At 44.9% G+C, this 25,325-nt stretch carries 23 protein-coding genes; 13 read left to right on the top strand and 10 right to left on the bottom strand.

The annotated features are described in order from the left end of the window. Positions 1-7 precede the first annotated feature (7 nt). Entirely contained in the window at positions 8-412 is a 405-nt protein-coding gene (gene mutT / locus K7G97_RS16015; protein WP_064300723.1) for an 8-oxo-dGTP diphosphatase MutT, read from the top strand. Here mutT and K7G97_RS16010 read toward each other — a convergent pair. From K7G97_RS16010 to K7G97_RS15990, 5 genes are all read right to left on the bottom strand, one after another. After that, on the bottom strand, positions 387-3,551 hold the full coding sequence (locus K7G97_RS16010) for a DEAD/DEAH box helicase (protein WP_223041029.1): 3,165 nt from the start codon (positions 3,549-3,551) through the stop codon (positions 387-389). The two genes, mutT and K7G97_RS16010, sit on opposite strands and share 26 nt — an antisense overlap. A gap of 127 nt (positions 3,552-3,678) precedes the next feature. Further along, complete coding sequence (locus tag K7G97_RS16005; protein ID WP_156501866.1) at positions 3,679-4,131, bottom strand: OsmC family protein; 453 nt, start codon at positions 4,129-4,131, stop codon at positions 3,679-3,681. 80 nt (positions 4,132-4,211) lie between these two features. Next, on the bottom strand, positions 4,212-5,144 hold the full coding sequence (locus K7G97_RS16000; protein WP_058265651.1) for an aldo/keto reductase: 933 nt from the start codon (positions 5,142-5,144) through the stop codon (positions 4,212-4,214). 13 nt (positions 5,145-5,157) lie between these two features. Beyond that, entirely contained in the window at positions 5,158-6,048 is an 891-nt protein-coding gene (locus K7G97_RS15995) for an aldo/keto reductase (RefSeq protein WP_223041028.1), read from the bottom strand. Positions 6,049-6,134: 86 nt separating this feature from the next. Then, a complete protein-coding gene (locus K7G97_RS15990; protein ID WP_214748814.1) occupies positions 6,135-6,620 on the bottom strand; it encodes a cupin domain-containing protein in 486 nt (161 codons plus the stop codon). A 156-nt stretch (positions 6,621-6,776) separates the two neighbouring features. On the opposite strand from K7G97_RS15990, the gene K7G97_RS15985 reads away from it, so the two are divergent. The 3 genes from K7G97_RS15985 (at position 6,777) to K7G97_RS15975 (ending at position 9,601) form a co-directional block, all read left to right on the top strand. Further along, positions 6,777-7,058, top strand: a complete 282-nt coding sequence (locus K7G97_RS15985; protein ID WP_087681678.1) for a putative quinol monooxygenase — start codon at positions 6,777-6,779, stop codon at positions 7,056-7,058. 217 nt (positions 7,059-7,275) lie between these two features. Continuing rightward, the gene (locus K7G97_RS15980) at positions 7,276-8,679 is read left to right on the top strand and encodes a YfcC family protein (protein WP_223041027.1); all 1,404 of its coding nucleotides are present in this window, start codon (positions 7,276-7,278) and stop codon (positions 8,677-8,679) included. Between the two features lie 100 nt (positions 8,680-8,779). Beyond that, positions 8,780-9,601: a DUF1028 domain-containing protein gene (locus tag K7G97_RS15975; protein ID WP_223041026.1), complete on the top strand. Its 822-nt coding sequence runs from the start codon at positions 8,780-8,782 to the stop codon at positions 9,599-9,601. Positions 9,602-9,859: 258 nt separating this feature from the next. Here the strand turns inward: K7G97_RS15975 and K7G97_RS15970 are convergent, their stop codons facing one another. Further along, entirely contained in the window at positions 9,860-11,497 is a 1,638-nt protein-coding gene (locus tag K7G97_RS15970) for a glycoside hydrolase family 55 protein (protein WP_223041025.1), read from the bottom strand. Positions 11,498-11,638: 141 nt separating this feature from the next. Between K7G97_RS15970 and K7G97_RS15965 the strand changes: the two genes are divergently transcribed. From K7G97_RS15965 to K7G97_RS15950, 4 genes are all read left to right on the top strand, one after another. After that, positions 11,639-12,406: a hypothetical protein gene (locus K7G97_RS15965; protein ID WP_223041024.1), complete on the top strand. Its 768-nt coding sequence runs from the start codon at positions 11,639-11,641 to the stop codon at positions 12,404-12,406. A 46-nt stretch (positions 12,407-12,452) separates the two neighbouring features. After that, positions 12,453-12,962, top strand: coding sequence for a hypothetical protein (locus K7G97_RS15960; protein WP_262415775.1), 510 nt, complete (start codon positions 12,453-12,455; stop codon positions 12,960-12,962). Between the two features lie 257 nt (positions 12,963-13,219). Beyond that, entirely contained in the window at positions 13,220-14,203 is a 984-nt protein-coding gene (locus K7G97_RS15955) for a YhdH/YhfP family quinone oxidoreductase (protein WP_223041023.1), read from the top strand. A 67-nt stretch (positions 14,204-14,270) separates the two neighbouring features. Further along, positions 14,271-15,137, top strand: a complete 867-nt coding sequence (locus tag K7G97_RS15950; RefSeq protein WP_223041022.1) for an SH3 domain-containing protein — start codon at positions 14,271-14,273, stop codon at positions 15,135-15,137. A gap of 107 nt (positions 15,138-15,244) precedes the next feature. Here K7G97_RS15950 and K7G97_RS15945 read toward each other — a convergent pair whose 3' ends face one another. The 3 genes from K7G97_RS15945 to K7G97_RS15935 form a co-directional block, all read right to left on the bottom strand. Next, complete coding sequence (locus K7G97_RS15945) at positions 15,245-16,741, bottom strand: M4 family metallopeptidase (protein ID WP_223041021.1); 1,497 nt, start codon at positions 16,739-16,741, stop codon at positions 15,245-15,247. 173 nt (positions 16,742-16,914) lie between these two features. After that, positions 16,915-17,346: a GyrI-like domain-containing protein gene (locus tag K7G97_RS15940; RefSeq protein ID WP_029342941.1), complete on the bottom strand. Its 432-nt coding sequence runs from the start codon at positions 17,344-17,346 to the stop codon at positions 16,915-16,917. A gap of 18 nt (positions 17,347-17,364) precedes the next feature. Beyond that, complete coding sequence (locus tag K7G97_RS15935) at positions 17,365-18,852, bottom strand: HD domain-containing phosphohydrolase (RefSeq protein ID WP_223041020.1); 1,488 nt, start codon at positions 18,850-18,852, stop codon at positions 17,365-17,367. 254 nt (positions 18,853-19,106) lie between these two features. On the opposite strand from K7G97_RS15935, the gene K7G97_RS15930 reads away from it, so the two are divergent. The 5 genes from K7G97_RS15930 to K7G97_RS15910 all read left to right on the top strand — a co-directional run bounded on the left by K7G97_RS15930 (position 19,107) and on the right by K7G97_RS15910 (position 24,772). After that, positions 19,107-21,497, top strand: coding sequence for an immune inhibitor A domain-containing protein (locus K7G97_RS15930; RefSeq protein ID WP_223041019.1), 2,391 nt, complete (start codon positions 19,107-19,109; stop codon positions 21,495-21,497). Positions 21,498-21,771: 274 nt separating this feature from the next. Next, entirely contained in the window at positions 21,772-21,972 is a 201-nt protein-coding gene (locus K7G97_RS15925; protein ID WP_023469752.1) for a cold-shock protein, read from the top strand. A gap of 119 nt (positions 21,973-22,091) precedes the next feature. Continuing rightward, positions 22,092-23,057, top strand: coding sequence for a ring-cleaving dioxygenase (locus K7G97_RS15920; protein WP_223041018.1), 966 nt, complete (start codon positions 22,092-22,094; stop codon positions 23,055-23,057). 78 nt (positions 23,058-23,135) lie between these two features. Next, a complete protein-coding gene (locus K7G97_RS15915) occupies positions 23,136-23,435 on the top strand; it encodes a DUF3817 domain-containing protein (protein WP_023469750.1) in 300 nt (99 codons plus the stop codon). 104 nt (positions 23,436-23,539) lie between these two features. Further along, entirely contained in the window at positions 23,540-24,772 is a 1,233-nt protein-coding gene (locus tag K7G97_RS15910) for a DEAD/DEAH box helicase (RefSeq protein ID WP_087681667.1), read from the top strand. Between the two features lie 66 nt (positions 24,773-24,838). On the opposite strand, the gene K7G97_RS15905 is transcribed toward K7G97_RS15910, so the two are convergent. Next, positions 24,839-25,252, bottom strand: coding sequence for a DUF2231 domain-containing protein (locus K7G97_RS15905; protein ID WP_050677186.1), 414 nt, complete (start codon positions 25,250-25,252; stop codon positions 24,839-24,841). Positions 25,253-25,325: the final 73 nt, after the last annotated feature.

Genomic DNA, 25,325 nt, shown 5'->3' with positions numbered 1-25,325 from the left:
CATAAAAATGAAAAAACATGTTCAAGTCGTAGGGGCTGTCATTCGCAACGATCATAATGAAATATTGTGTGCACTTCGTAGTAGCCAAATGTCATTGCCCAACTTATGGGAGTTTCCTGGTGGAAAAATTGAGCTACATGAAACGCCTTCACAGTCGTTAGTTCGCGAAATCAATGAAGAATTAAAATGTAACATTAAGGTTAAACAGCCAATCGAAAAAACGACGTACGAGTACGATGCTATTATTGTTACATTGCATACGTTTGAAGCTGAAATCGTAACAGGAGAACCGATTGCTGTAGAACATGCAGAGCTTCGCTGGGTATCTGTTTCAGACCTTGATCAGCTTGAATGGGCTCCTGCCGATATTCCTGCAGTTGAGTACATTAAGAAAGAGTTTGCCACTCTTTAAACAGTTCAATTGATAATGGAGAATGAAGTGACCAAGTCACACTAATCGGTTTAGAACCTGTACTTTGAAGATGCTTTAACTGGCCAAAGTATGTGAACGGTAGCGTTTTTCCTTGTTCTTTATCTGCTTTCCGCATAAACAAATGAATACGAATTCCTTCGCTCTCATGGTTTTGATATAAAGTACCGGCTTTACCTGTAGCAGTTGCATTACTTTGAGACTGCCAGTGGAAACGATATTGATCTAAGAAATAATCATTATATTTTAGTTGCTCATCAATGGCTTCATCTTTGTGTAAATTCACGAATAAAATATAATCGTCACCAGCTTGAGCTACGCCTTCACGCCAAGAACCTTCCTGACTTGGTGAACAAAGAAGACGTTGGATAACAGAACGATTGTATGTTTGATGTAATAGAAACGCCTGGTCTTCGATCAACCAGTTAATTCGATCTGGTAGTTGATGAAATGCAAGTAGACCTGCTTGGATAAAATGCATCATATATGAACGTAATTCAGTTGATTGTTGAAGTGCTTGAACGACTGTATTTGAAAAGCGATAGCGCTCTTCTGATACAGCATCTAGCAATTGAATACGGTCATTTTTAAACGCAGTAGACCAGCGTTTAAAAAGATGATGAATGATAGGTCGTTTTGAAAAAGAATGATTCGTCGATAAGGCGAATTCTTTGAAAACTTCTTGTTCAATATCTTGTACTGAAGCAGAAGGATGATGCAGTAAATGTTTTAAAATCAGTAAGCTGAAGGGCTCACGAATTGGGAATAGTCCTTCGAGCTGTTCAACAATTTTGCGTGTCGTGTCATCGAGCAATAAACGTAGTTCTTCATCGGTAGCATGTTTTTCAAGTTGCTTAAGACGTAATGTACTTCTCCATTGCTGAACAATACTTTCAATAGCTGGTGCGTCTTTATGCGTAACTAAATCATTTAAACTCGGAAGATTTCCGATCATACGTGTCAGCCGTTGATAACTTTCACGGAGCTGTTTGCTAGCTGAAAACTCTATTTTTTTCATTTGTTCAATAATAAATCTTTCTGTAATTGAGTCTAGAATGGCTAAAGATCCTTCCGGTAAAATCGGAAAATGCTGTTTTACAGCAGTAGCAATTTTATAACGATCAATAGAATGAAACGATTGTTGACCAGACAACACAAGCGGTGCAACAAAAGCCTTTTGACTATTTCCGATAAAATCTAAAATCGTAACAAATTCTTTTGAGCTATGTTTACGTAAGCCTCTCCCCAATTGTTGAATAAAAATAGTAGGAGACTCCGTAGGACGTAAAAATAGCATGAGATTGACTTTTGGAATATCGACTCCTTCGTTAAACAAGTCAACTGTAAAAATATATTGTAGTGGATCTTGATCGTCCTCTAGTCGGCGAATGGCTTCTTCGCGTTCTTCTTCAGACTGTTTACTTGTAACAGCCATTGCTTCAATTTGATGTCGTTTAAATTCTTGCTCCATAAACTCTGCATGATTGATATTGACGCAGAATCCTAATCCAACAGCCTGATTACCACTGAACCCAAATTTACGAATCATTTCAACAATATAATCTGTTCGTGTTGAGCGTTCGAGTGCAACAACAAGATCTTGTTCTACATAAAAGCCGTTTTGTTGAGGAATAAGAGAATAATCAATCGATTCATCATCTTGAATACCAAAATAATGGAATGGTGAAAGTAAATCTTGTGCTAAGGCATCATACAGACGAACTTCGTAAGCGACATTATAGTCAACAAGCTGGAAGATATTTTGACCATCCATTCGTTCTGGTGTTGCCGTTACGCCAAGCAAAAATTTCGGCGTAAAGTAGTTAAGAATGTTTTGGTAAGAAGCAGATGAAGCGTGATGGAATTCATCAATAATGATGTAGTCAAACGTATCCTGTAAAAATTGATTAAGATGAACCTCTTTTGAAAGTGTTTGAACGGTAGCGAAGGTAAATTGTGCATCTTGAATTTGTTGTGATCCTGAATATCTACCAAATGTATAACTTTCATTTGAAAAAACTTGCCTAAATGTATGCTCAGCTTGTGATAGTAGCTTTCCACGATGTGCAACAAATAATACTTTTTTAGCCTGAGCTTGACGGACATCAAATGCTGCTAAATACGTTTTCCCTGTTCCTGTTGCCGCAATGACCATTGCTTTTGTTTCTTTTCGCTCACGCAAACGATTCAGTTCTTCTAAAGCTGGAATCTGCATGAGGTTTGGTTCAATAACGGTGTAATCGACAGCGGGTTCGGCAACTGTATCGCGGATAGAAAATGATCTTATAGGTGGTGTTTCTTGTTGGTACTGTTCGTATTGAACTAATAATTCTTCTGTACATATAGTCGCTTCGTGGCTGTTCCAAAGCTGTTCAAACAAGTTTTTCGCTTGAGTGACTAATGTTGTGACGGGTGTAGAAGGTATACGAATATTCCATTCCATGCCGTGCGTTAAAGCTGATTTTGATAAATTAGAAGATCCAACAATAGCACTATCCAACTGATCAGGACGTGAAAATAAATAGGCTTTCGGATGAAACGCATGATTTTTTTTAATCGGTTCATAAATTTTTACTTCGATATTGCTGAATTCCATCAACTGTCGGATAGCCTTCGCTTCTGTAATATTCATATAGAATGAAGTCAAAATACGAATTGGTTTGTTTTGAGCTTCTGCTTCTTTTAAAGCTGGGACAAGCGTCTGGATTCCAGAATGTCGTGTAAAACTTACCATCCAATCAGCAGCAGATGCTGTCCACAATTCTTGATTGATGTGATGCAACAACTGTTCTTGTTCAAGTTGGCCAGGAGCAATGAGCTCCCAAGCACGCAAAGAATTTTTATATTGTGTAGGTAAAGCATGAGTTGTGTTAGTAGTGAGTTCACGATGAAGCGGCGAGTCGATCGGAGGTTGATTTAAATGAAGGAGCCATTCATTGACCGTTTCAACCATTTGATCAGGTTTATCTTGTTTTTGTAAATGGTCTAAAGATTGATATAGTACTTGATTAAGATGTGTAAGTAATTCTGTTGTGTAGTCATGTGCTGGTACAGAGACACTTGTTGTATCAGATTGTGAGTTAGTTTCAGTTGAAGAACGTAGTGTTTCATAATAAGACATGGTTATCCTCCGAATGATAGTAAATGGTATTTATAACGAGTAAATCATCAATAATATACCAATAAATAGATAAATAAAGTAAAAAAATCATCGTTTTACTAAAAAGTTAAACGATGATTTTTGTTTATTAATTTGAAATTCGCTCCACAACAGCCTCAAGCGATACTTTGACATTACCAGCTAGTGCCCGCGTAATCATACACGAACCTTCCGCTTTTTCAGCAAGACGTTGCGCCTTCTCCAGATCACGATCCGACAGATCGGCTGGCAATAAAAGTTTCGGACGATGTATGATCGCGTCGTACGTGAAGACACCGTTCGTGACATCAACGATGCCTTCAGACTCCATCGTTAACGAGACTTTTGGAATGTGACTACGCTCAAGCATTGCGGCAAGCGTGATGATATAGCACGTAGCAGCTGCCCCAAGTAACATCTCATCTGGATTCGTACCAACCCCTGGGCCATCCATGGCGTCCGGAATTGAAATTTTTGTTTTTAGTTCACCCGTCTCGATCTGACCAACATCATTGCGATTGCCCGGCCAGTCTGCGGTTAAATGAAAATGGTGCTTCATGATCAATCGCCTCCATGCCTCCATCATACGAAGTTCAGCATGATTTTTCGCCTATTCTGCTCATGTACATACGAAAAGAACAATCAGCTAAAAATCTGGTCGATTTTTTCGATATCCTCTTGTGACAACTGAACATCTAACGTACGCAACGTATCCGTCACCTGATCTGGTCGTTTCGCACCAGGGATGATGGCATCGATACCGTCCTGTGCTAAATACCACGCGAGTACGACGTGTGCGACTTCCGCATTATGTGCTTCTGCGATCGGACGCAGTTGATCGACTTTTGCGAGGTTTTCTTCGAAGACATCTTTTTGGAACAAAGGATCGTTTTTTCGTAAATCATCAAACGTTGTCTCTTTTGTATATTTCCCTGCCAATAATCCAGCAGCGAGTGGGAAGTACGGGACGAACGACATACCGTTCTCAACGATATACGGGAGTAATTCTTTTTCCGCATCCCGTTTGAATAGGTTGTATTCCCCTTGATAGACGTCGACATGTCCGTCTTTGTTCGCTTCCTTCAGTTGTTCGAGTGAGAAATTCGAGACACCGATTGCGCGAATTTTTCCTTCTTTTTTCAGTTCAGCGAGTGCTGCGACAGCTTCATCCTTTGGTGTTGATTCATCCGGAAAATGAATGTAATACAAATCGATATAGTCTGTCTGAAGACGTTTTAAACTCTCTTCGACCGATTGACGGAGAAAGTCTGGTGAATTGTTCATGACGACGTTTCCGTCAACGAACTGATGCGCACCTTTCGTCGCGAGGACGACATCTTCTCGAGCGACTGTGTCTTTCCAGACCTCACCAACGAGTTCCTCCGAACGTTCTGGTCCGTAGATGAAAGCGGTATCGAGGAAATTGATTCCTTGCTTCAAAGCGACACGAACGAGATCGCGTCCGGCTTGCTCATCGAGATTCGGATATAAGTTGTGTCCACCGACAGCATTCGTACCGAGACCGATGGGGTGAACGAATAAGTTAGATTGACCGAGTTGAACATGTTTTGTCATGAAAATGACCTCCTTAAACGATATCGAGTGGTTCTTTTTTCGTTGGTGCTGGGAACGCTTGATCAAGTGCAGCGAGCTCTTCCTCTGTTAAATTCAGAAGCGCAGCGCGACCATTGGCTTCGACATGATGTGCCTGACCAGCCTTAGGAATCGCGATGACGTCACCTTCACGAATCGCCCATGCGAGTAGAATCTGTGCCGGTTCAACGCCATGTGTCTCGGCGAGTTCCTCGACGGTCGGATGATTCAGAAGTTGATCACGTAATGAACCACCTTCTGCTAGTGGGCAATACGCCATCACTGGTATACCATGCTCACGTAGTAACGGTAATAGTTCGTACTCGATTCCCCGTGATCCAAGGTGATAAAGTACCTGATTGACAGCGCATTGATCACCACTTGGTAGTGCCAACAGTTCTTTCATGTCTGATACGTCAAAATTGGACACACCCCAACGGCGAATCTTGCTTTCTTGTTTTAAAGCTTCCAGTCCTTCGACCGTTTCTTTGAGTGGAATGTCACCACGCCAGTGAAGAAGATAGAGATCAAGATAATCCGTACCGAGACGTTCAAGCGTTTCGGAACAAGCTTTCTTTAACGCTTCTCCACCAGCGTGATGCGGATACACTTTCGAGACGAGAAAGACTTCCTCTCGTCGATCTGCAATCGCGTCGCGAATCAATTCTTCAGAAGCACCTTCCCCGTACATCTCTGCCGTGTCGATGAGTTCCATTCCACTATCGAGACCGACACGGAGTGCTTCGATTTCTGCCTCGTGCTTCTCCGACTCTTCTCCCATCCGCCATGTGCCTTGTCCGAGTGCCCGAACATGCGTCTGATCGGGAAACGTCACCGTTTTTTGCTTTAATGCAGCAAGTATCAACGTCTTTTCTGTTGCGTTCATCGTTCTTCCTCCTTTAGTAGAGAGACAATAGTAGGGTTTACCACGCGAACTCTGAACAAAAACGTCTTCTTCCAGAGAAAGAGACGTCACCAATGCTCAAACAAGGGACCGTGATCACCGAATACAGGATCTTGAGTTGGACGCATCACCTGACGAATACGTTGAAGATTTTCCGGGCGTTCACTTGTTTGACCTGTCAGCGTGTCATAATCTTGACCGTCCGGATAGGCACCGATTACTCGAAAGTGTCGACTTGTATCAAGTGCTTTATGTCCTGTACCGGCAGGGAGTAGAAGAACATCTCCACTCGTCAAAGTGAAGGTCTTACCAAGCGGACCACCCAGCTGAACAGTTGCATGCCCTTCAAGAATCCCGATCACTTCATGGGCGATACTATGATAATGATGAAAGTCAAAAATGCCATCCACCCAGCTGTTACGCCAATCATGTGCATGGAAGGTCTGTTCGATGTGTGATGGCTCTGCAAATGCGTGCCGATAAATCAACACCGGGAATGTCGGATTGTTCGGAATGTGCCCGTCATCCTCAAAATAAAATACCTCAACGCGCATCTTCGTTGCTCCTTTCTCTGATGTGGCACAAAGTAATAATTACATCTGTAATTACCCGTAATTAAATATCATCAATCGTCCGAGCATCTTTATGGCGTAACGAATTCGGAGGTGCTAAGATGCTTAAGTTAACGAAATTACAAAGGAGGCTTTCTGATGATCGCCATCGAAGCAAAATTAGAAGTACAACCAGCAAAACGAGAAGAGTTTTTAGCAGCAACAAAAACGTTAGTAGAAGCATCACGTGCTGAAGCTGGAAACATTGGCTACGACTTGTTCCAAAGCACAGAAGACGAAAATGTCTTCATGATGATTGAAAAATGGGAAGACCAAGCTGCAATCGAAGCACACAACACGAGTGCTCATTTCGGACAATTCGTTGCGTTTGCACAAACAGCTCTTGCTAAACCATTAGACGTTCAATCGTTCCAAGCATAATCATAAGAGATTGACGTAACACATAAGGAAGGTATTCTGGGTTCGTGACCTAGAATACCTTCTTTTTTGTTTTATGCGACATAATCGGTTAAAGCCTTTATTTAAGTTAGAAGTATTCCACTTTTCTTTTACAATCATATGACATTTCATTGAAACTGTTAGTTTTTCCCTGATTAGGGCATTATTCTTATAATGACACAAAAAGGAGGCTTTTATCATGAATGAACGAACGAATGCACCAGAGTCGAAGCGATCATTCTTCAAGATGCCTCATACATATGCCATCATCATGGCGATTCTCATCATCTCAGTCATCTTGACGTATACACTTCCAGCAGGGCAATTCGACCGTGAAAAACAAGACGGACAAACCGTCGTCATCGATGGCACATATCGCGCGGTAGAGTCTGCACCTGTCAATCTCTTTGGTTTATTTGAAGCAATCCCGCAAGGCATGGAAGCGGGTGCTGCGATCATCTTCTATATCTTTCTTGTTGGTGGTGTCTTCGGCATCATTCGTCAAACCGGCGCCATTGAAGCAGGAATCAATCAATTGATTCGCCGATTCGGTCAAAAAGGACACATCATGATTCCGATGACGATGTTCGTCTTTTCGATTGCCGGGGCGACGATTGGTATGGCAGAGGAAACAATCATCTTCGTGCCGATTGGGATCATGTTAGCGCGTGCCCTTGGATATGATGCGATGACAGGAGCCGCGATCGTCAGTCTAGGGGCGGCGGTTGGTTTTGCCGGCGGAATGTTGAATCCGTTTACGGTAGGTGTCGCTCAATCAATTGCGGAAGTACCGCTCTTTAGTGGTCTCGGTTATCGAACGGCTGTTTATATCGTATTTTTAGCGGTGACGATTCTTTATGTGATGAACTACGCAGGGAAAGTTAAACATGATCCGGCGCGCAGTCTTGTTTATGATCTCGAACAACGTCGTTCGGAAGAAGCAGCGACGACGATTTCAAGCTTTTCGAAACGTCATGCCTTTGTTTTACTGGTTTTAATCGGTGGCATTACGCTCAATGTGATCGGAATCTTTGAGTGGGGCTGGTATTTGACGGAATTAACCGCATCCTTCTTGATCATCGGGATGATTGCGGGAATCGTTACGCTTGGTGTGAACGGTACGTTCGAGAGTTTGATTGACGGCGCAAAAGCCGTGACGTTCGGTGCCTTGATTGTTGGATTTGCTCGAGCAATCGTCGTCATTCTCGAAGAAGGACGTGTTATCGATACGGTCATTTACGGCTTATCGAATGCCGTAGGACATTTACCGACGTTCTTTGCCGTCATCGGGATGTACGCCGTGCAATTGATTACAAACTTCTTTATTCCATCGGGGAGTGGACAAGCGGCGACGACGATGCCCATCATGGCACCATTGTCGGATTTACTCGGGATCGAGCGTCAAGTGGCTGTCTTAGCATTCCAATATGGAGATGGACTGACGAACATGATTTTCCCGACGAGTGCGCATTTGATGGCATTTCTCGCAATCGCAGGCATTCCGTATGAGCAATGGTTACGCTTCGTCTGGAAACTCTTCGCGATTTGGATTGCCTTGGCATGTGCTGCCTTATTACTTGCCGTAACGCTTGGTATTCAATGAAGTCGACCTTTCGGACATCTGTCCGGAAGGTTTTTCAGTTGCAGGAATCGGGAAGCGTTATCACGAACGGAATTAGGTAATGACTAAAGGGGGAACTGAAGTGACATATTCAATCGTTGGGTATTGTGAAAAAGAACAAGCGTGGGGTGTTGCCGTACAGTCGAAGTTTTTAGCGGTCGGGAGTGCCGTACCATTTGCGAAGGCAGGAGTGGGTGCGGTAGCGACACAGTCGTTTGCAAACACGACGTATGGTCCTGAAGGATTGCGGATGATCGAACAAGGCGCTTCAGCGGACGAGGTGTTACGTCGATTGACGGAAGTAGATGAAGGACGAGAGGATCGCCAGGTCGGGATCATCGATGCGAATGGCAAGAGTGCAACATTCACGGGTGAGGGATGTAACGACTGGGCAGGTGGGATTGCCGGTAAACACTTTGCAGCACAAGGGAATATTCTTGTAGACGGCAATACGGTGAAAGAGATGGCACGCGTCTTTGAATCGACGCAAGGTCCGCTTGCAGAACGTTTGTTGCGTGCGTTAGCAGCTGGTCAAGCAGCAGGCGGGGACTCACGCGGAATGCAGTCAGCGGCACTTCTCGTCGTCAAGGAGGGTGGCGGATACGGTGGATTCAACGACCGCTATATTGATTTACGCGTTGACGATCACCCGAGTCCGATTGAAGAGCTCGAACGCATCTATCAACTGCATACACTGTATCTGCAACCGAGTAAGCCGGAAGAAATCAAGCCGATCGATGATGCCTTAGAGTCAGAGTTGATGGATAAATTATTAGCGCTTGGCTATCGCGGTGATTTCGAAGACGCGTTCCGGACATATCTGCATACGGAAAACTTCGAGATGCGCGAACAAGCGGATCGTGCGATTGATACACGTGTTCTCGCGTATATTCGATCCCAATGAAAAATGACGGAGCTGACTCAAAAGTCGATTTTCCCAAAGATACGAGTGGCAGAATGATGATCTGCCTCCCTTATCTCGTAACAAAAAGAATGGCGCGTCACACGCCACTCCTACAGGAAAAAGCGCATCGCGCTGTCAGAGACAAACAAGACCAGTTTTCCTGCTTCAACGAAGCAGGAAAACTGGCTTGTGTCTCGCCTGAGGAAAGGGCGTGAAAAGACGCGTCATTCTTTTTTTGAGTCGGCCTCGTCATTTTGTTCATACTTGTGTCGACTTGGCGCGAATCGGTACTTTGAATCCGGTCGCGATGAACCGTTCCATTTCCGGTTCCGATTTAGCGTTTAAGCCAACTGTTCCGTCTCCTTTTAATGCCACGTTCGTTAGCTTGACACGCGTGATGTCTGGACCGATCGTAATCCCGTGTTTGGCGGAATCCTCAATGCGGATATCACGAAGGCGTACGTCTTCAGCCCCGTTTTCTCCCCCAAAGATTTGGATGTCCGTTTTCGCTTGTCGGAATCCGCTCATCTTCAACTGACTGATCGTGACGTTCCGTGCCTTATATTGAATCCCGATCATCGGTTGTTCTTGATAGTCATAATACGGATCACCGAGCACCGTAAAATCATGTATGACGACATTACGGTAAGCGGAAACGACGAGCGCACGCGGTTTTGAATTCGCATAGAGTTCCGTGTATTTAGGGGTCTGAGCGATCAAACGCGTTGCGATGATATTATAAGCCGTCTGAGACGTCGGATCAGTCGCTTGATGGTGACCGATATGTCGGAAGTTAAAGGCGCGATGATCATCAATCGATAGGTGTCCGACGATTTTGACGGTTGAGGCAGCAGAAGAGGTTGCATGTGCCTTAATTTCAAGTCCACCGAAACAACGACTTGTTGCGTTATTGAACAACCAGACGTCGCGTGATCCATCATCGACTTCGATTCCGTTTGAATTGGAGAAGCCTTCTGCATGGGCACGTCCACTTGGGTCATGCATGAAACAGTTCGAGATGAAGAGGTGATCGCTATGATGCGTCGTGATCCCGTCATCTCCGAATCCGTAACCAGTCAATCCATCGAACCAGATGAACGAACTACTTAAGTTCGCGCGGGCTCCGTCTCCGTTGTAATTGTAATACGGTGTCGAGATATCAAAACAGTGAAGTCCCGGGTTGACGGCCTCGACATCAAAGACCCATCCATAGGTGACATGCGCATATGTGAGACAACTGGAGTGGTTCCCCCATGTGCTACTTTTTTTCGCGTCACCGATGCGTTTAATGTTCCAATCGAGCGTCATTTTCTCGACGAGGAGATGATGATTACCGAGAAGATAATTTTGATTCGTCACGAGACGTCGTCCTTTTGGTGCCTCATCGTGCATCTTTATAATCGTTTTCCCTTTACCGGCTCCCGTTAAAATCGTGTAACTAGGCAAACGAATCCCCCGAACGACGTACGTACCGGGTGGGACATGGACTTGTCGATGTCCATCACCGAGTGCGTCGATGAACGCTTGTGTATCATCCGTCTGTCCATCACCGATTGCACCGTAGTTCGAGACATCGACGGTTTCGACATCGCTGATCAAACGCTCGAACTCATGATTGAGACGACCGAACCAACTCGGTCGAATCTCATCGCGTGGTGTCACGAAAGCAGGTGTTAGCGGTAGAATATGTTTATCACGATTCGTCAAAAATAATGGCGAAATCATCGAACGAAGCGTTCGACTGAGGTGAGGATTGCGTCTTGGTGCGACGAATGGACTATCGTGTAGCAGTTGTTCCGCTTGTCGAACTGCTTGTTCGTTGGTTGACGTTTCAACGTATTCCTGAATCAACGCCGCATTTTGATACGGATCATGCGTGTGATCGAGTTTTAACATGAAATAGTTCCCCTCTCTGAATAGGTCTGTCTACCTTTTCCCCTCTCCTTACACAAACATTCCTCGTTTTAATACATCCATTAAAATACACAAAAATTTTTTAAATGGATTATAATGGATTTTAAAAGAGGGGGTCTTCTGATGTCACTTCGCAAACGACTCGTAATTGGTATCGGATTGATTTTGTTGCTATTAGGGATCGGTAAGCCACTGACAGAAGCGGCTGTTCAAGCAATGAAGCCAAAAGCGGTTCAGCCGTCTGGAATCGAAATGAATAGATCATGTAAACCAAACTGCAAGAAAAATGGCAAATTGTTAAACATTCCGTTTCTTTCGTGGTTACCTAAAAAGAAGATAAAGAATGATGAAGATTTGCGCGTTTGGGATACGAAGGAAAAGCCGAAGAAGCAGAAAGACCTTAAACCGAAAAAGAGTAAGGTGATCGTTGTAGGGGTTAAAAATGCTAAGCGAGGTATGAACGGAAAAGGGGGATCGTCCTCATCGATGTTACTGATGAGTCTGCTTGTTCTCCCTCTAGTCATCATAAGCTATATCGTTTGGCGGAAACGTCGAAAGACCAAGAAACAAGATGAAGACTTGATAAGAACGGATATCCCGTTGCAGCCTATACACAACGATTATGTTTCGATCGAGAAACAAATTGATTTACCAGATGCCTGGATTCGCAAACAGCTCATCCAGTTCAATCAGATCCTACCGGTCCGTTTACAGCGGCATGATACAGAGACGTTTCAGGAATGGTTCCTGCGGATCGGATTTCAACCTTCCCATCTCTTAATAAAAACCTATCTCTTAGAACGGTACACAGAAAAAGCTACTACGTTATCGGAGATGGATAAACAAACGATCCAGGGAGAATTCGGAGCCTTCGTCCACCAGTTCAATTGAAACTTTTTGAATTAGATGACGTAAATGGAACAGGAAAGGGGAGATGATGATGTACCTAGCAGATGCTGTGAAATTAAAGAGTATCCTGAGGAAACAGCTTGATCAGTTGATTGAAGAGATGGAGCGCGTCGCTTTCATTGATTTAGAAAAGGGAGAAGCACTCCCCGCGCAACAAGGTCGAACCTTAACCGATGTCGAAGCCGCCATGGACATCGTACGTCATGACATGCGGGTCTTGGATCGTCTCGTTTATGCAGCGAATTTAAACACCGTAATTGAGACGGATGAAGGAGACATACCACTCGTCGAAGCGATCGAGTGGGCTACCCAATTACGGGCAAAGGCACAAAACTATCAGATGCTCGCAAGTCGACCAAAACGCGAGTTCCAATACGGGTTCGAAGGGACGACGATCATTCGTCATGCCTTGTTTGATCCAGATGCCTATCGTTTAAAAGCGGAGGAAGTGGAACGACGAGCACACAAAGTATCGAATGCAATCAATGCGGCAAACTATCAGACGACGATTGACTTTGATGGTGGACGTTATATGTAACTTCCTTGGCGCGGTGAGACTCCCCGTCAAGGATAGGGGACGGACCTCAATTTTCCTTTGTGGAGAAGAAATGGCGATGGCAAACCGATGACCACGAACCGTTGACAGATTGACCTGTTACCTTTGACCACCTATGGAATCCTGATGTTATTTTTCCGTCCCCGCTCCCTGTCGCTTCTTTGAGAAACGGCAGGGGTTTTTAGTGTGTCGATGGAAACAACAGGGTATAGAGAAGCACAAGCGAAAGGAGAGAGATCATGGAACACACTTTTTCAGCATTCGTCGTTCGAGAAGTCGATGGATCATACGAGGGGAATATCGAGACAAAGCACGTCGATGATTTACCAGAAGGAGATATTCTGATTCGTGTCACGCACTCATGCGTCAACTATAAGGATGCTTTATCGATGTCGGGTAATCGTGGGGTGACGAAATCCTATCCGCATACACCAGGCGTTGACGCAGCAGGATATATCGAACAAACGACAGATGCACGGTTTCAACCTGGTCAAGCCGTCGTCGTCAATGGCTTTGATTTCGGGATGAACACTTCAGGCGGATTTCAAGAATACATACGCGTACCAGCAGATTGGGTGACGCTACTTCCAGAATCCATTCGTCCATTAGAAGCGATGCAATATGGAACAGCCGGATTGACGGCAGCACAATCAGTCGATGAATTGTTACGAATCGTCTCGAAGGATGCAGGACCGATCCTCGTGACTGGAGCGACGGGAGGCGTTGGTACGATTGCAATCGCTTTACTCATTCGCTTAGGGTACACGGTACATGCCGTGACTGGAAAACGAGTAGAACAAGAACGATTGCTCAAAAAGGGAGTGGCTGAGGTACTAGACCGCACGACATTCCTAGAAGAAACCGATCGTCCTCTAAAAAAGGGGCTTTATGCCGGTGTTATTGATACGGTCGGGGGACCATTGCTCGCGTCCGTCATTCGCTTCGTGCAATATGGTGGTGTTGTGACGACGTGTGGGAACGTCGGTGGGGCAGAGATGACGTTGACAGTTTATCCCTTCATCCTACGTGGTGTCCGCTTGATCGGAATCGATGCGGTGCAAACATCAATCGCTTATCGCGAAGAGCTATGGCAACGTTTAGCGGGTGACTGGAAGGTCGATCTTGCGTCAGAAGTCGATATCAAAACACTAAACGATTTATCTGAAATTGCAGAAGCCTTGCTGACTTCACGTCATCGTGGTCGAACTGTCATCGAAATTTAAATATTTCGAGTAAACATTGGTGGTATAGTGGGGAAAACTGTGTCGACTTTTTCAGGAGGAACCATACATGAGTGAACACCAACAAGAACAAGAACGACAGTCCCGACAAGAAAGACGGAAACAAAAACGCAATCGTCGAGGGATTGCTTTCGGAGGTATTTTAGCAACACTCTTCATCGTCGGTGGTTGGTTATATATGTTGACGAACAACGACGCCTCTCAAGCAACATCGACGCTCGAGAAGCCGAAAACGACCGATCAAGCAACACAAAACGAAGAGTCGAAGAAGAAAACAGCAACAACGGATGATAAAAAAGAAGCGAAAAAAGAAAAGAAGAAAGCAAAGAAAAAAGCAGCAGAGTATGCGCAAGCGGCTTGGGTAACACGTCCGTTCGCGAACGTCTATAGCGATGCGAGTCGTAGTAGTGTCATCTACAAAGCAGATTTAGGTGACGTTTATGAGGTGTTAGATGCGAAGGACGGTATGGTCCATCTCAAACTCAATGACAGCATCGAAGGGTACTTACCGGAAAGTGATGTTCGTTTGGAAGCACCAAAAGGGACATCAGACGAAGCCGTTCTTGCGGCGCTTTCGCAAGCAGTCGCCAATCAACCGATCGACAAGCCGGAGCAGTATCTCGGAAAACCGATTGCTGAATTCGAAGCGAAGTATGGTGCTGTTGGTAATACACAACAAGATGCCGTCAATACGTACTACTTCTCGAATGCTGGATATCTGCTCGTCGTCTCGGATGGAATCATTGAAGCAATCGACTGGACGAATGCTTCGACTGGTGGGTTATCGACATTGGGTGAACCCGTCGTCGATACGAGCTATGGTACGTGGTACGAGGGAGAATCCTTACAACTAAAAGTGTTCCCGGATAACGGAAAGATGCGTCTACGTCTTGCGCGTGATCCTGGACAAGAATGAATGAACGGCGGATTCGCTTCAAGCGAATCCGTTTTTTTTTGCGCAAAAAAACCTCCCGAGTCCGACACTCGGGAGGAAATATGAAAATCCTTTGGGAGGAGATTTTCTTAGTAGACGCCTACTGCATCAAATGATTTCGCTGCAGCTGTTGCTTCTGCACTTGTTGAACCGTAAAGATCTTTTGCCGATTGAACGACTGCTGCACGGAGTGAGCTGAAGTTCGAGTTCGGAGTCAAGTACGTGTTAAGAGCACGGTAGTAAATCGCACCGAGTTTTGGTACACCGATTCCTGTGACAGATACGTTGTAGAACGTTCCACCGTTACCGAGGAGGTAAGCGGCTTTGTTGATGATACCAGAGTTGATGTGGACACCACCGTTATCTTGTGTACCTGTGTAACGTTTAGAGTAGTGATCTGGATCACCGTAAGCAGCTGGGTTAGACATCGAACGGAGTGCGTCACCGCTGACTCCAGGTGTGTAGATGTCTTCTCCTACGAGCCAGTCGAAGTTCGATCCGACTGTATATTCAGCTACTGTACCCATGATATCTGAAACGGCTTCGTTGATCGCACCTGATTCATTTTGGTATACGAGACCAGCTGTGTATTCTGTGACAGCGTGCGTCAATTCGTGAGCGACGACGTCAAGTGCGCCTGAGAGTGCAACGAATGTCGTGCCATCTCCGTCACCATAGACCATCTTCGTTCCATCCCAGAATGCGTTGTTGTAGTTCGTTGAATAGTGGACCGTTGAGTTCAAGCGGGCACCAGCATTATCAAAGCTGTTACGACCATATGTGTTTTTATAGAAATCATATGTTTTTGCAGCGTTGACGTGTGCACTGACAGCAGCGCGGTCATATGTCGCGTTGAAGACGTTATCTGCATCTGCCCAGAGTGTTCCTGGGAGTGATGTCCGGTTTTTCGCGTCGTATGTGTAGACACCTTTACCACGAGTCGTATCTTGGAGATAGTACGTTGAACCGCTCAATGTCGTGTTGAACGTTGCGCTTGTGCCAAGTACTGTCGTACCTGTTGCGTGAGCGAGTTGGTCGAACTTGTTAAGTACTTTACCTGAGTTCGCATCGATGAAGTATGTCCAACGTGATGGCTCTTTGCCCGCGAGGACCGTCGATGTGACTTTGTATGCATAGACAGCATCATCTTTTACTGGATAGATGACGAGTTCTGCTTTTGGAGCGACTTCGAATTCAGAAGCCTTGATTGCTTTTTGATAAAGTTTGATCGCTTTCTTTTCAGAGAGCGTTGCTTTTTTCGCGAGACCTGGTTTTCCTTTGACGTTGATCGCATCGTTTACGACTGCTTTCAAAGTACCGTCTTTCGCGACGTTCCCGACGACGACACTACCAAAGACAGGGACGCCATCCACTTCTTGTTGGAGACGTACGATCTGTGAAGATCCGTCTTTTTCGACGTTCTGAACAGCAAAGTCACCTTTTTTGTTCACAAAATCTTTAACAATCGTTGCAGCTGGTTCTGACGAAGCTTTCGTGAGCTTACCAGACTGAAGACCTTCTGCACCTACTACCGTAGGAACAACAAGTACACTTGCGACAAGCGATGTAGCGAGAAACTTTTTCAAAATAAATCGCCTCCTTGTTTGGGTTGAGTCTAACTATGCCAAAGAATCAGAGAAGCGAGAATAAGTCATTCGAATTAAATAGAATTTTCTGAATATAGTCCGTAGTACCTGGACTGAATTATTAAGTGTAAAAGATATTTCAAGACAAAAAAAGAACCATTCAAGAGAATGGTTCAGCGAATGCGTTGGTAGAGATGGTGGACGTCATCTCGGGTCTCATCAATTTTAAAATCATGTGGATCAAGCTCAATTCCTTGTTTTGAAGCGAAGCGTTGGATTTTCTCGAACGATTTCCAAATTTCGATATCCGGTCCTTCATGCTTCCAGAAGACATAACGCGCAGCAGGAATCCGGTGACCCTTCATTCCTTTTGGAATTCCATCAAGTGATGCAACAGGATACCCGACACATTGCGAATATTTTGTTCCGTTTCGTTCAAGGGAGATGTCGAGCGGATAACTATCCGGCTTCGCAGGAATCTCATGCGAACGTCTTGAAAATTCACGCCAGAGTTCCGGCATCAGCGTATGCAGTTCATTTTCTTCGCAAGTCAGTCCAAGTCCAACAAAATAAAATTCATGGCGTTCAACGATTTTTGGATGCATCAGAAACTCCCTTCCTTCTTATGACACGTCCTCGACGGGCGAACGCTTCAAATCTAGAAATAGACGCGTAAAGGTAGCGTCCCATTGTGTACCCATGCCTTCTTCTAAGATAGATAAAGCTTTTTCCACGGGCATTCCCTTACGGTAGGGACGATCGGATGTCATTGCATCATAGGCATCAGCAATCGCCATGATCCGACCAAAGAGTGGGATGTCCTCTCCTATAAGACCTTCCGGATACCCCTTTCCGTCGTAGCGTTCGTGATGGTACTTTACCCCAGGAAGAATCGGTTGTAACGTCTTTGGAAGCTGAACTTGCGATAGAATGTGCACGCCAATGACTGGATGTTGCTGGATGATTTGAAATTCTTCATCGGTAAGACGTCCTTCTTTCAATAACACATCGTCTCGAATCCCAATTTTTCCAATGTCATGTAACAGTGCGGATTTACGTAACAATTCGATTTGTTCATTGGGAAGATTAGCAGCGGTAGCAATTTCGACTGAATAGGCAGCGACACGAACGGAATGACCGGCTGTGTAAGGATCGCGGGCATCTAGTGTCGCAGCGAATAAGGTGAACAAACTATCGAGTAACTGTTCGTTTTCCGCATCACGCTTTTTGATACCTTCCATCATCAAGTTGAAACCAGAAACGAGGTGGGAGAACTCGTCCGAATACGGATTCGGTAACGAGACGAGTCGATTGCTTTCGACATCTTGAATCCCTTGTTGCAGGGTAGCGATTGGTTTACGGATGTTTTCATAGAGAAGAAGACTACAAAACGTCGCAACGGATAAGATGACGATTAAAATGAGTGTCGCCCAACTCCAGTAAGAGCGAAGGCTCTCATTTTCCGTTAACTGGACAGCTGAAGCGAGAACGAACAGCATGACGGGAAAAACACCGATGATCAGTGTACTGATGAGCATTTTTTGCTTTAGTGTGACGACCGTCGTTTTTTTAGGAAAATCAAATCCGTGTTCAACCGCATAGTTTTCTAAAGTGAGTAGCATACGTTCGGTAACACGATAAGTAAGAAAAAACTCAATCAAAGCATGAAGGATGGCGACGAGGACCGCACCAAAACAAGCAAGACCAATTAAATAGTACGGCATCTGTAACCACCCTTGAGAGATCGCCAGGGCTGTCAGAAGTGAAGCAGGAACGGAAAGACCTAAAAAGTGTGGTCCCATGATGCGCTGTACAGTCAGTACCGGAAAACGATGTGTCGTTTGATAGGCTTCTTGAAACGAGACGAGCGAAGGAATATCGTTTTCGAAAAAGCGACGTAAGGAAGCGACATGTCGGGAGTAGAGCATGTATTCCAGTGAAAACATCAGACTGACGGACATAGCCATGATACCGATTAAAATCAATTGTTCTATTCCGGTGAAGGTAAGCGTCTCGAAAATAAATAGGCAACCGACGCCGAAGACAGCGACGAATGAACCAATCAGGTAGTTTCTAAGTAAATGACGTTCAAAATGTCGTAAAGCGCTCATTGGATCCTCCTTATGGTAATCAGAGTGCCTTCAGCGTACCGTTTTCTAAAATGAGAGAAGCGTATTTTTTTGAAAAAGAGGTGAAAGAATCCTTGGAAAATCATTTAAAATTACTACCTAAAAATAGGTATGGTTAGAAAGCACTAATTGTCTTAAAAGCAATTGATTAACGAAATAAAATAATCTATGATTTGAATATTCAGAAAAGTATAGTAATCACATGCTTTTCACTACTACATAGGGGGTCAATTCACGTGGGAAAAAAGAAACAGCTTAGCCTAGCCGTTCTGTCTGGAATTACGGCAGCTGCGTTTGCTGTTGGTCCGGTCTTACCTGGTGGGCAGGTAACGTCTGTACAAGCAGCAGAAAAAGTAGCACCTGGTGCACCGATGGACTTGAACACGGTCGATCAGGATCGATTAGCAAAAGTGCTTGAAAAACGTGGGGTCATCTCAAAAGCAGCTTCAGCAGAAGCGAAACAACAAGCCGTTCAAAAGTATCTGGACAAAAAGGCGAACGGAAAACCGGCCGCTGATCATGATCACGATCATGAATCCAGTAAAGAAGCCGCATTCGATAAGAAAACAAAGGACTTCTTAACAAAACAAAAAGAACAACTTGCTAAACAATTGAAGAAAAAACACGGGAACTACAAAAAAGGCAATCCGAATGGCTTCGTCAAAGTGGATAAAGCAAAACAGGCAGCCTATAACGGCGCAACACGGACGGATAAAGTCCTTGTCCTCCTCGTCGAGTACAGCGACTTCAAGCATAACAACGTCGTTCAAGAGCCTGGATATATGTATTCAGATGACTTCAACCAAAAACATTATCAAGATTTAATGTTTGGTGATAAAGAATTCAAGCTCTTCAACGGAGACAAAGTAAAGACGTTCAAGCAATATTATGAAGAACAATCAGGTGGTAGTTATTCAGTCGATGGTACGGTATCGAATTGGTTAACAGTTCCTGGAACAGCAAAAGATTATGGTTCTGATGATCCAAAAGGCGGGAACGATAACCTTCCTGGAGCAAAAGGACCACGTGGTCTCGTTAAAGATTCGTTAGCTGCAGCTGTTAAAGCTGGCATCAACTTAGCAGATTACGATAAGTTTGACCAGTACGATATGGATGGAGACGGCAACTTGAATGAGCCAGACGGTCTCGTCGATCACTTGATGATCATTCATGCTGGTACAGGACAAGAAGCAGGCGGCGGTAAACTTGGTGACGACGCGATCTGGTCGCACCGCTGGACGCTAGATGGTGTTCATCCTGTAGAAAACACGACAGCAAGCGTCGATTATTGGGACGGCAAGATGGCTGCATTTGATTACACAGTCCAACCAGAAGATGGCGCAGTTGGTGTCTTCGCGCACGAATTTGGTCATGATCTTGGACTTCCTGATGAGTACGATACACAGTACACAGGTCAAGGTGAGCCAGTTGCGTCTTGGTCGATCATGAGTGGTGGTAGCTGGAATGGTAACATCGCTGGAACAGAGCCAACAAGTTTCTCACCACAAAACAAAGAGTTCTTCCAAAATGTGATGGGTGGAAACTGGGCGAACATCCAACAGATTGATTTTGATTCACTCACTAAGGCAGGGACGGCATCGTACCTCGACCAAAGCGTAACGAAATCAAAAAATCCAGGAATCATCAAGGTTAACTTACCGAAAAAACCGGTGAAAGGTATCGCGCCGGCGTTCGGTCAAAAATATTACTACAGTACAAAAGGAAATGATTTGAAAACGTCGATGACATCACCAGAATTCGATTTAACGAATGCAAAAGAAGCGAAATTCGACTTCAAGACACTATATGACGTTGAATACAACTATGACTTCTTGACTGTCACGGCAACTGCCGGTGGTCAATCAAAAATCATCGACAAAATCGGTGATGAAGATACAGATGGCGATCAGCGCGCTGATTCGACAAAAGGTGCATGGGTTGATAAATCGTATGATCTGAGCGAATTTGCTGGTAAAAAAGTCACGTTGAAGTTCGAATATGTCGGTGATGCGGGTCTCGCACTTGACGGATTCGCACTTGATAACGCGAAGTTGACAGTTGACGGTAAAGTCGTCTTCGAAGATGATGCAGAAGGCACTCCGAAATTCACATTGAATGGTTTCATCGCTTCAAATGGTTTCTCTTATGCTGATAACGCATACTACCTCGAATGGCGTAACTATGCAGGCTCGGATAAAGCACTCGAGCATGCACGTGGCGTCAAGTACAACACAGGTCTTGTCGTCTGGTACGGTGACTCGAGCTTTGACAATAACTGGGTTGGCGTACACCCAGGTGAAGGATTCCTTGGAGTTGTCGACTCGCACCCTGAAGCAATCGTTGGAACACTCAACGGTAAACCGGTCACGACAGGAAGCACACGTTACCAGATCGCAGATGCTGCTTTCAGCTACGATAAGGCACCTGCATGGCTCATCGATTCGCCATCACGTGGAACATACGACTACAAAGGTCTACCAGGTGTGACGAAGTTTGATGATTCGAAATCGTACATCAACCAGTTGATTCCGGACGCAGGGAAATTGCTTCCGAACAACGGGCTGAAGATTCAAGTCATCGGTGAAGCGAAAGATAACTCTGCTGGAGCAGTCTGGATCCACCGTTAAAACAGAAGAACAGGTTCAGTTTCGGCTGAACCTGTTTTTTATTTTAGTTATGTAGAAGAAGTGGAATCAATTGGAAAAAACATTGGTCTGACAACTTGACTTTTAAAGCGCATCCATTCTATACTTACGTTAGCTTAATATTGTTATTGTCATTACGGATTCACATCGTGTCACGAACAATCTTTTCGTTGCTCCATGTATTTCGGGACAATAATGAATTCTTTTCATATGCCCAGCATATGTATTAAGTAATTTATTTTTGGAGGTTGTTCCCATGAACACAGGTAAAGTAAAATGGTTTAACGCAGAAAAAGGTTTCGGTTTCATCGAAGTTGAAGGCGGAGAAGACGTATTCGTACATTTCTCAGCAATCACTGGTGAAGGCTTCAAAACTCTTGACGAAGGTCAAGAAGTTGAGTTCGAAATCACTGAAGGCGCACGTGGAGCACAAGCTGCTAACGTCGTAAAACTTTAATTTCAACTATTCAATCGTCCCTTTTCGGAGGGGCGGTTTTTTATTAGACTAATATCTTGAATTCAAGATAAATGTGAGATATACTCCAATTACCAAATCATTGACAAGGAGTGAGGAAGATGGAATTACTCGGAATTCATCATGTATCAATTTTAACAGGCATGGCGGAACGCAATTATCAATTCTACACACAAATACTTGGCATGCGTCTGATCAAAAAGACTGTCAATCAAGATGACACGACATCGTATCATTTGTTTTATGGGGACGCGGAAGGGAATCCAGGAACGGACTTGACGTTTTTTGATATTCCGCATCTTGGAACGGGCGTACCGGGGGCATCGAGTATCTCTTCGACATCGCTTCGTGTCAAAACAACGGCTGCACTTCATTTTTGGAAACAACGTTTTGAAGCGAAAGGTGTGGATCACGATGAAATCGTCGAGCGAGCAGGGCGTCGAACACTCGCTTTTCGTGATCAGGAAGGAACACGTTTGATTCTCGTCGCGGAAGATGGTGAGGTAGGTGTCGCAGGTGGTGTACCATGGCCACAAGAAGAGATTCCATCGGAGCATGCGATCGTTGGACTAGGAGCCGTCACATTGACGGTCAACGATCCAACGTTGACGATCCGTGTACTGACGGAAGTCATGGGATTCCGAAAAGTAGGTTCTTATCCATCTTTAGCAGGTGAATTTGCACCGATTGAAGTCTATGCAACGGGAGAAGGTGGTATAGGAGCAGAGGTTCATATCGAGGCACGTCCAGATCTCGATCGAGAACGTCTTGGTCGTGGTGGCGTCCATCACGTCGCGTTCCGAGTGCCGAACAGTGATGAATATGAAAAGTGGGTCGAACGCCTGAATGCCTATCACTTACCGAACTCTGGTAAAGTCGATCGTCACTATTTCCAAGCTCTTTACTTCCGGGAACCGAACCATATCTTATTTGAACTCTCGACGGATACACCGGGATTCGCGACGGATGAGTCGGTTGAAACGTTAGGGGAGACGCTTGCGTTACCACCGTTTCTTGAACCAAAGCGAGCTGCCATCGAAGCGCGGTTACGTCCACTCGAAATCTGACAATCCTGTGACACAGGTCACAGAAGGATCGTCCATCCCGTATACTAAGTACAGGAATCAAGAAAAAGGAGTGACGGGATGTTAAGAACTACGCTTGGGCAATTCCGAATGATTGCGATACTAGAAGGAATTTCGTTTTTAGTCTTACTGTTGATTGCGATGCCGTTGAAGTATATGGCAGATATTCCGCAAGCTGTTTCGGTCGTGGGTGCACTTCACGGTGTCTTGTTCGTCATGTATGCACTTTGGCTTGCAGTCGTTAAATTCAAATATGATTGGTCGATCGTTAAGGCAGGGATTGCGTTCATCGCATCATTCATCCCGTTTGGTACATTCGTACTCGACTGGAAACTAAAACAGGAAGCAACAAACGCGTAAATTGTGTATACTGAATAGAGCACGGCTGTGGATAACTGTTTTTGTCTATGCGAAGCAGGTTATCCACAGCTTTTTTCTGTGGATAATTTTTAGGAGGATATATCATGTCAACATTTGAAACATTACACATCAGTGACCTGTGGATAAAAAAATTACAAAAACAAGGCATCAAGGAGCCAACACCGATTCAAGAACAGGCGATTCCGTCATTACTTGACGGACGCGACTTGATTGGTCAGGCGCAAACGGGAACAGGGAAGACGTTAGCATTTCTCTTACCAATCCTTGAGCAAATTGATGTCGAATCACAAACGGTTCAAGCATTGATCGTCGCACCGACACGCGAACTTGCGCGTCAAATTGCCGATGAGACGCATAAACTGATTCGGAATACGGAACAGTACCGTGCGCTTGCTGTATATGGCGGACAAGACGTCTTTAAACAGATTCAACGTCTCGGTCGGATGCCACAAATCATCATCGGAACACCAGGACGGATTCTTGACCACGTCGGTCGCGGCACACTTGATTTAAGTGAATTACGGACGCTTGTCTTGGATGAGGCGGACCAAATGCTACAAATCGGTTTCTTGCCAGAAATCGAAGACATCATCGAAGCAGCACCGGTCGATCGTCAATTCGTCATGTTATCCGCAACGATGCCACCGAAAGTAGAGGAACTGGCGAAAACGTATTTGCGTAATCCAGTCGAAGTACAGGTGGAAGCGGAAAGTATTACTGTTGAAGCAATCGAACAGTTCGTCGTCGAGACGACGGATCGCCGCAAACAAGCGACACTGCGGACGATGCTTGACGAGATGCGTCCGTACGCAGCAATCATTTTCTGCCGTACACAACGTCGCGTCAGTAAATTGAACGAAGAACTGCAGATGCAAGGGTATCCGACGGATGAATTGCACGGTGGACTAACGCAAGGGAAACGGGAAAAAGCGATGGCGAAGTTCTATCAAGGAAAAACACAATTCCTGATCGCAACAGATGTTGCTTCTCGTGGACTTGATGTGACAGGTGTGACACACGTCTTTAACTATGATTTACCGGACGATGCGGAAAGCTACGTTCACCGAATCGGTCGGACAGGACGTGCTGGGAACGACGGAATTGCCGTTTCCATCGTGACGCCAAAAGATGGTCGGACGTTCCGTGATATGGAGCGGGAATTGAACATCTCGGTCACGCCGATTGTCGTCGAATTGTCTGAAGAAGCGATTCGCGCACAACACGATCAAAGTAAAGGATCACGGAAGACGACAGAAGGACGCGGAAACACGCGTCGTTCGAATAACCGTCGCCCGGGACGTGCACATCGTAAATAAATCGCAACAATATAAAAGAGCCGGTCTACTTCTCTGATCAAAAGAGAAAATAGACCGGCTCTTGTTTTATTTGGCATAGACCATTTGACCACCGAGATGACCAGTATAAGCAAGTAGTCCGCTACCGACGATGGCAACGACGAAACTGAGTAATAAAAACATTTTTTTGTTCGAGCGGTAACCCAACAAAAGAAATAACAGCGAGACACCAAAGGCAACAAGGCTGAATAACGCGAAATGCTCATGATTTTCGATGGCAGCATGGGTGACGCTACTTAAATTCGCTTCCGCATACTCTTCTGCCCCGTCTCCAGACAAATAGGCGGCAACTCCAGAAATCAGACCGACGACCAACGTAAAAAGGGCAAACAGTTTGAATTGCGTCCATTTCAGGCTGACGAGTAATAAGATCGTCGCGAATAACAAAAGTGCAATCGGTGCATGGACAAGAAGCGGATGAAGCGGTACATTTCCCAACATATCAAAAACCTCCTTGGATAAGTATGGTAAATCCTAGTCTTACTTTACCCTGCTTATCTGACAGTTAACTGAC

The sequence above is a fragment of the Exiguobacterium acetylicum genome (assembly GCF_019890935.1).
GTDB classification, from domain to species: Bacteria; Bacillota; Bacilli; order Exiguobacteriales; family Exiguobacteriaceae; genus Exiguobacterium_A; species Exiguobacterium_A abrahamii.
This window is presented reverse-complemented; position numbering and strand designations above follow the sequence as displayed.

Excerpts from the sequence above, each read along its gene's own strand:
- mutT (WP_064300723.1), top strand. The coding sequence starts at position 8 with ATGAAAAAACATGTTCAAGTCGTAGGGGCTGTCATTCGCAACGATCAT.
- K7G97_RS16010 (WP_223041029.1), bottom strand. The coding sequence starts at position 3,551 with ATGTCTTATTATGAAACACTACGTTCTTCAACTGAAACTAACTCACAA.
- K7G97_RS16000 (WP_058265651.1), bottom strand. The coding sequence starts at position 5,144 with ATGACAAAACATGTTCAACTCGGTCAATCTAACTTATTCGTTCACCCC.
- K7G97_RS15995 (WP_223041028.1), bottom strand. The coding sequence starts at position 6,048 with ATGAACGCAACAGAAAAGACGTTGATACTTGCTGCATTAAAGCAAAAA.
- K7G97_RS15990 (WP_214748814.1), bottom strand. The coding sequence starts at position 6,620 with ATGCGCGTTGAGGTATTTTATTTTGAGGATGACGGGCACATTCCGAAC.
- K7G97_RS15985 (WP_087681678.1), top strand. The coding sequence starts at position 6,777 with ATGATCGCCATCGAAGCAAAATTAGAAGTACAACCAGCAAAACGAGAA.
- K7G97_RS15980 (WP_223041027.1), top strand. The coding sequence starts at position 7,276 with ATGAATGAACGAACGAATGCACCAGAGTCGAAGCGATCATTCTTCAAG.
- K7G97_RS15970 (WP_223041025.1), bottom strand. The coding sequence starts at position 11,497 with ATGTTAAAACTCGATCACACGCATGATCCGTATCAAAATGCGGCGTTG.
- K7G97_RS15965 (WP_223041024.1), top strand. The coding sequence starts at position 11,639 with ATGTCACTTCGCAAACGACTCGTAATTGGTATCGGATTGATTTTGTTG.
- K7G97_RS15960 (WP_262415775.1), top strand. The coding sequence starts at position 12,453 with ATGATGTACCTAGCAGATGCTGTGAAATTAAAGAGTATCCTGAGGAAA.
- K7G97_RS15955 (WP_223041023.1), top strand. The coding sequence starts at position 13,220 with ATGGAACACACTTTTTCAGCATTCGTCGTTCGAGAAGTCGATGGATCA.
- K7G97_RS15950 (WP_223041022.1), top strand. The coding sequence starts at position 14,271 with ATGAGTGAACACCAACAAGAACAAGAACGACAGTCCCGACAAGAAAGA.
- K7G97_RS15940 (WP_029342941.1), bottom strand. The coding sequence starts at position 17,346 with ATGCATCCAAAAATCGTTGAACGCCATGAATTTTATTTTGTTGGACTT.
- K7G97_RS15935 (WP_223041020.1), bottom strand. The coding sequence starts at position 18,852 with ATGAGCGCTTTACGACATTTTGAACGTCATTTACTTAGAAACTACCTG.
- K7G97_RS15925 (WP_023469752.1), top strand. The coding sequence starts at position 21,772 with ATGAACACAGGTAAAGTAAAATGGTTTAACGCAGAAAAAGGTTTCGGT.
- K7G97_RS15920 (WP_223041018.1), top strand. The coding sequence starts at position 22,092 with ATGGAATTACTCGGAATTCATCATGTATCAATTTTAACAGGCATGGCG.
- K7G97_RS15915 (WP_023469750.1), top strand. The coding sequence starts at position 23,136 with ATGTTAAGAACTACGCTTGGGCAATTCCGAATGATTGCGATACTAGAA.
- K7G97_RS15910 (WP_087681667.1), top strand. The coding sequence starts at position 23,540 with ATGTCAACATTTGAAACATTACACATCAGTGACCTGTGGATAAAAAAA.
- K7G97_RS15905 (WP_050677186.1), bottom strand. The coding sequence starts at position 25,252 with ATGTTGGGAAATGTACCGCTTCATCCGCTTCTTGTCCATGCACCGATT.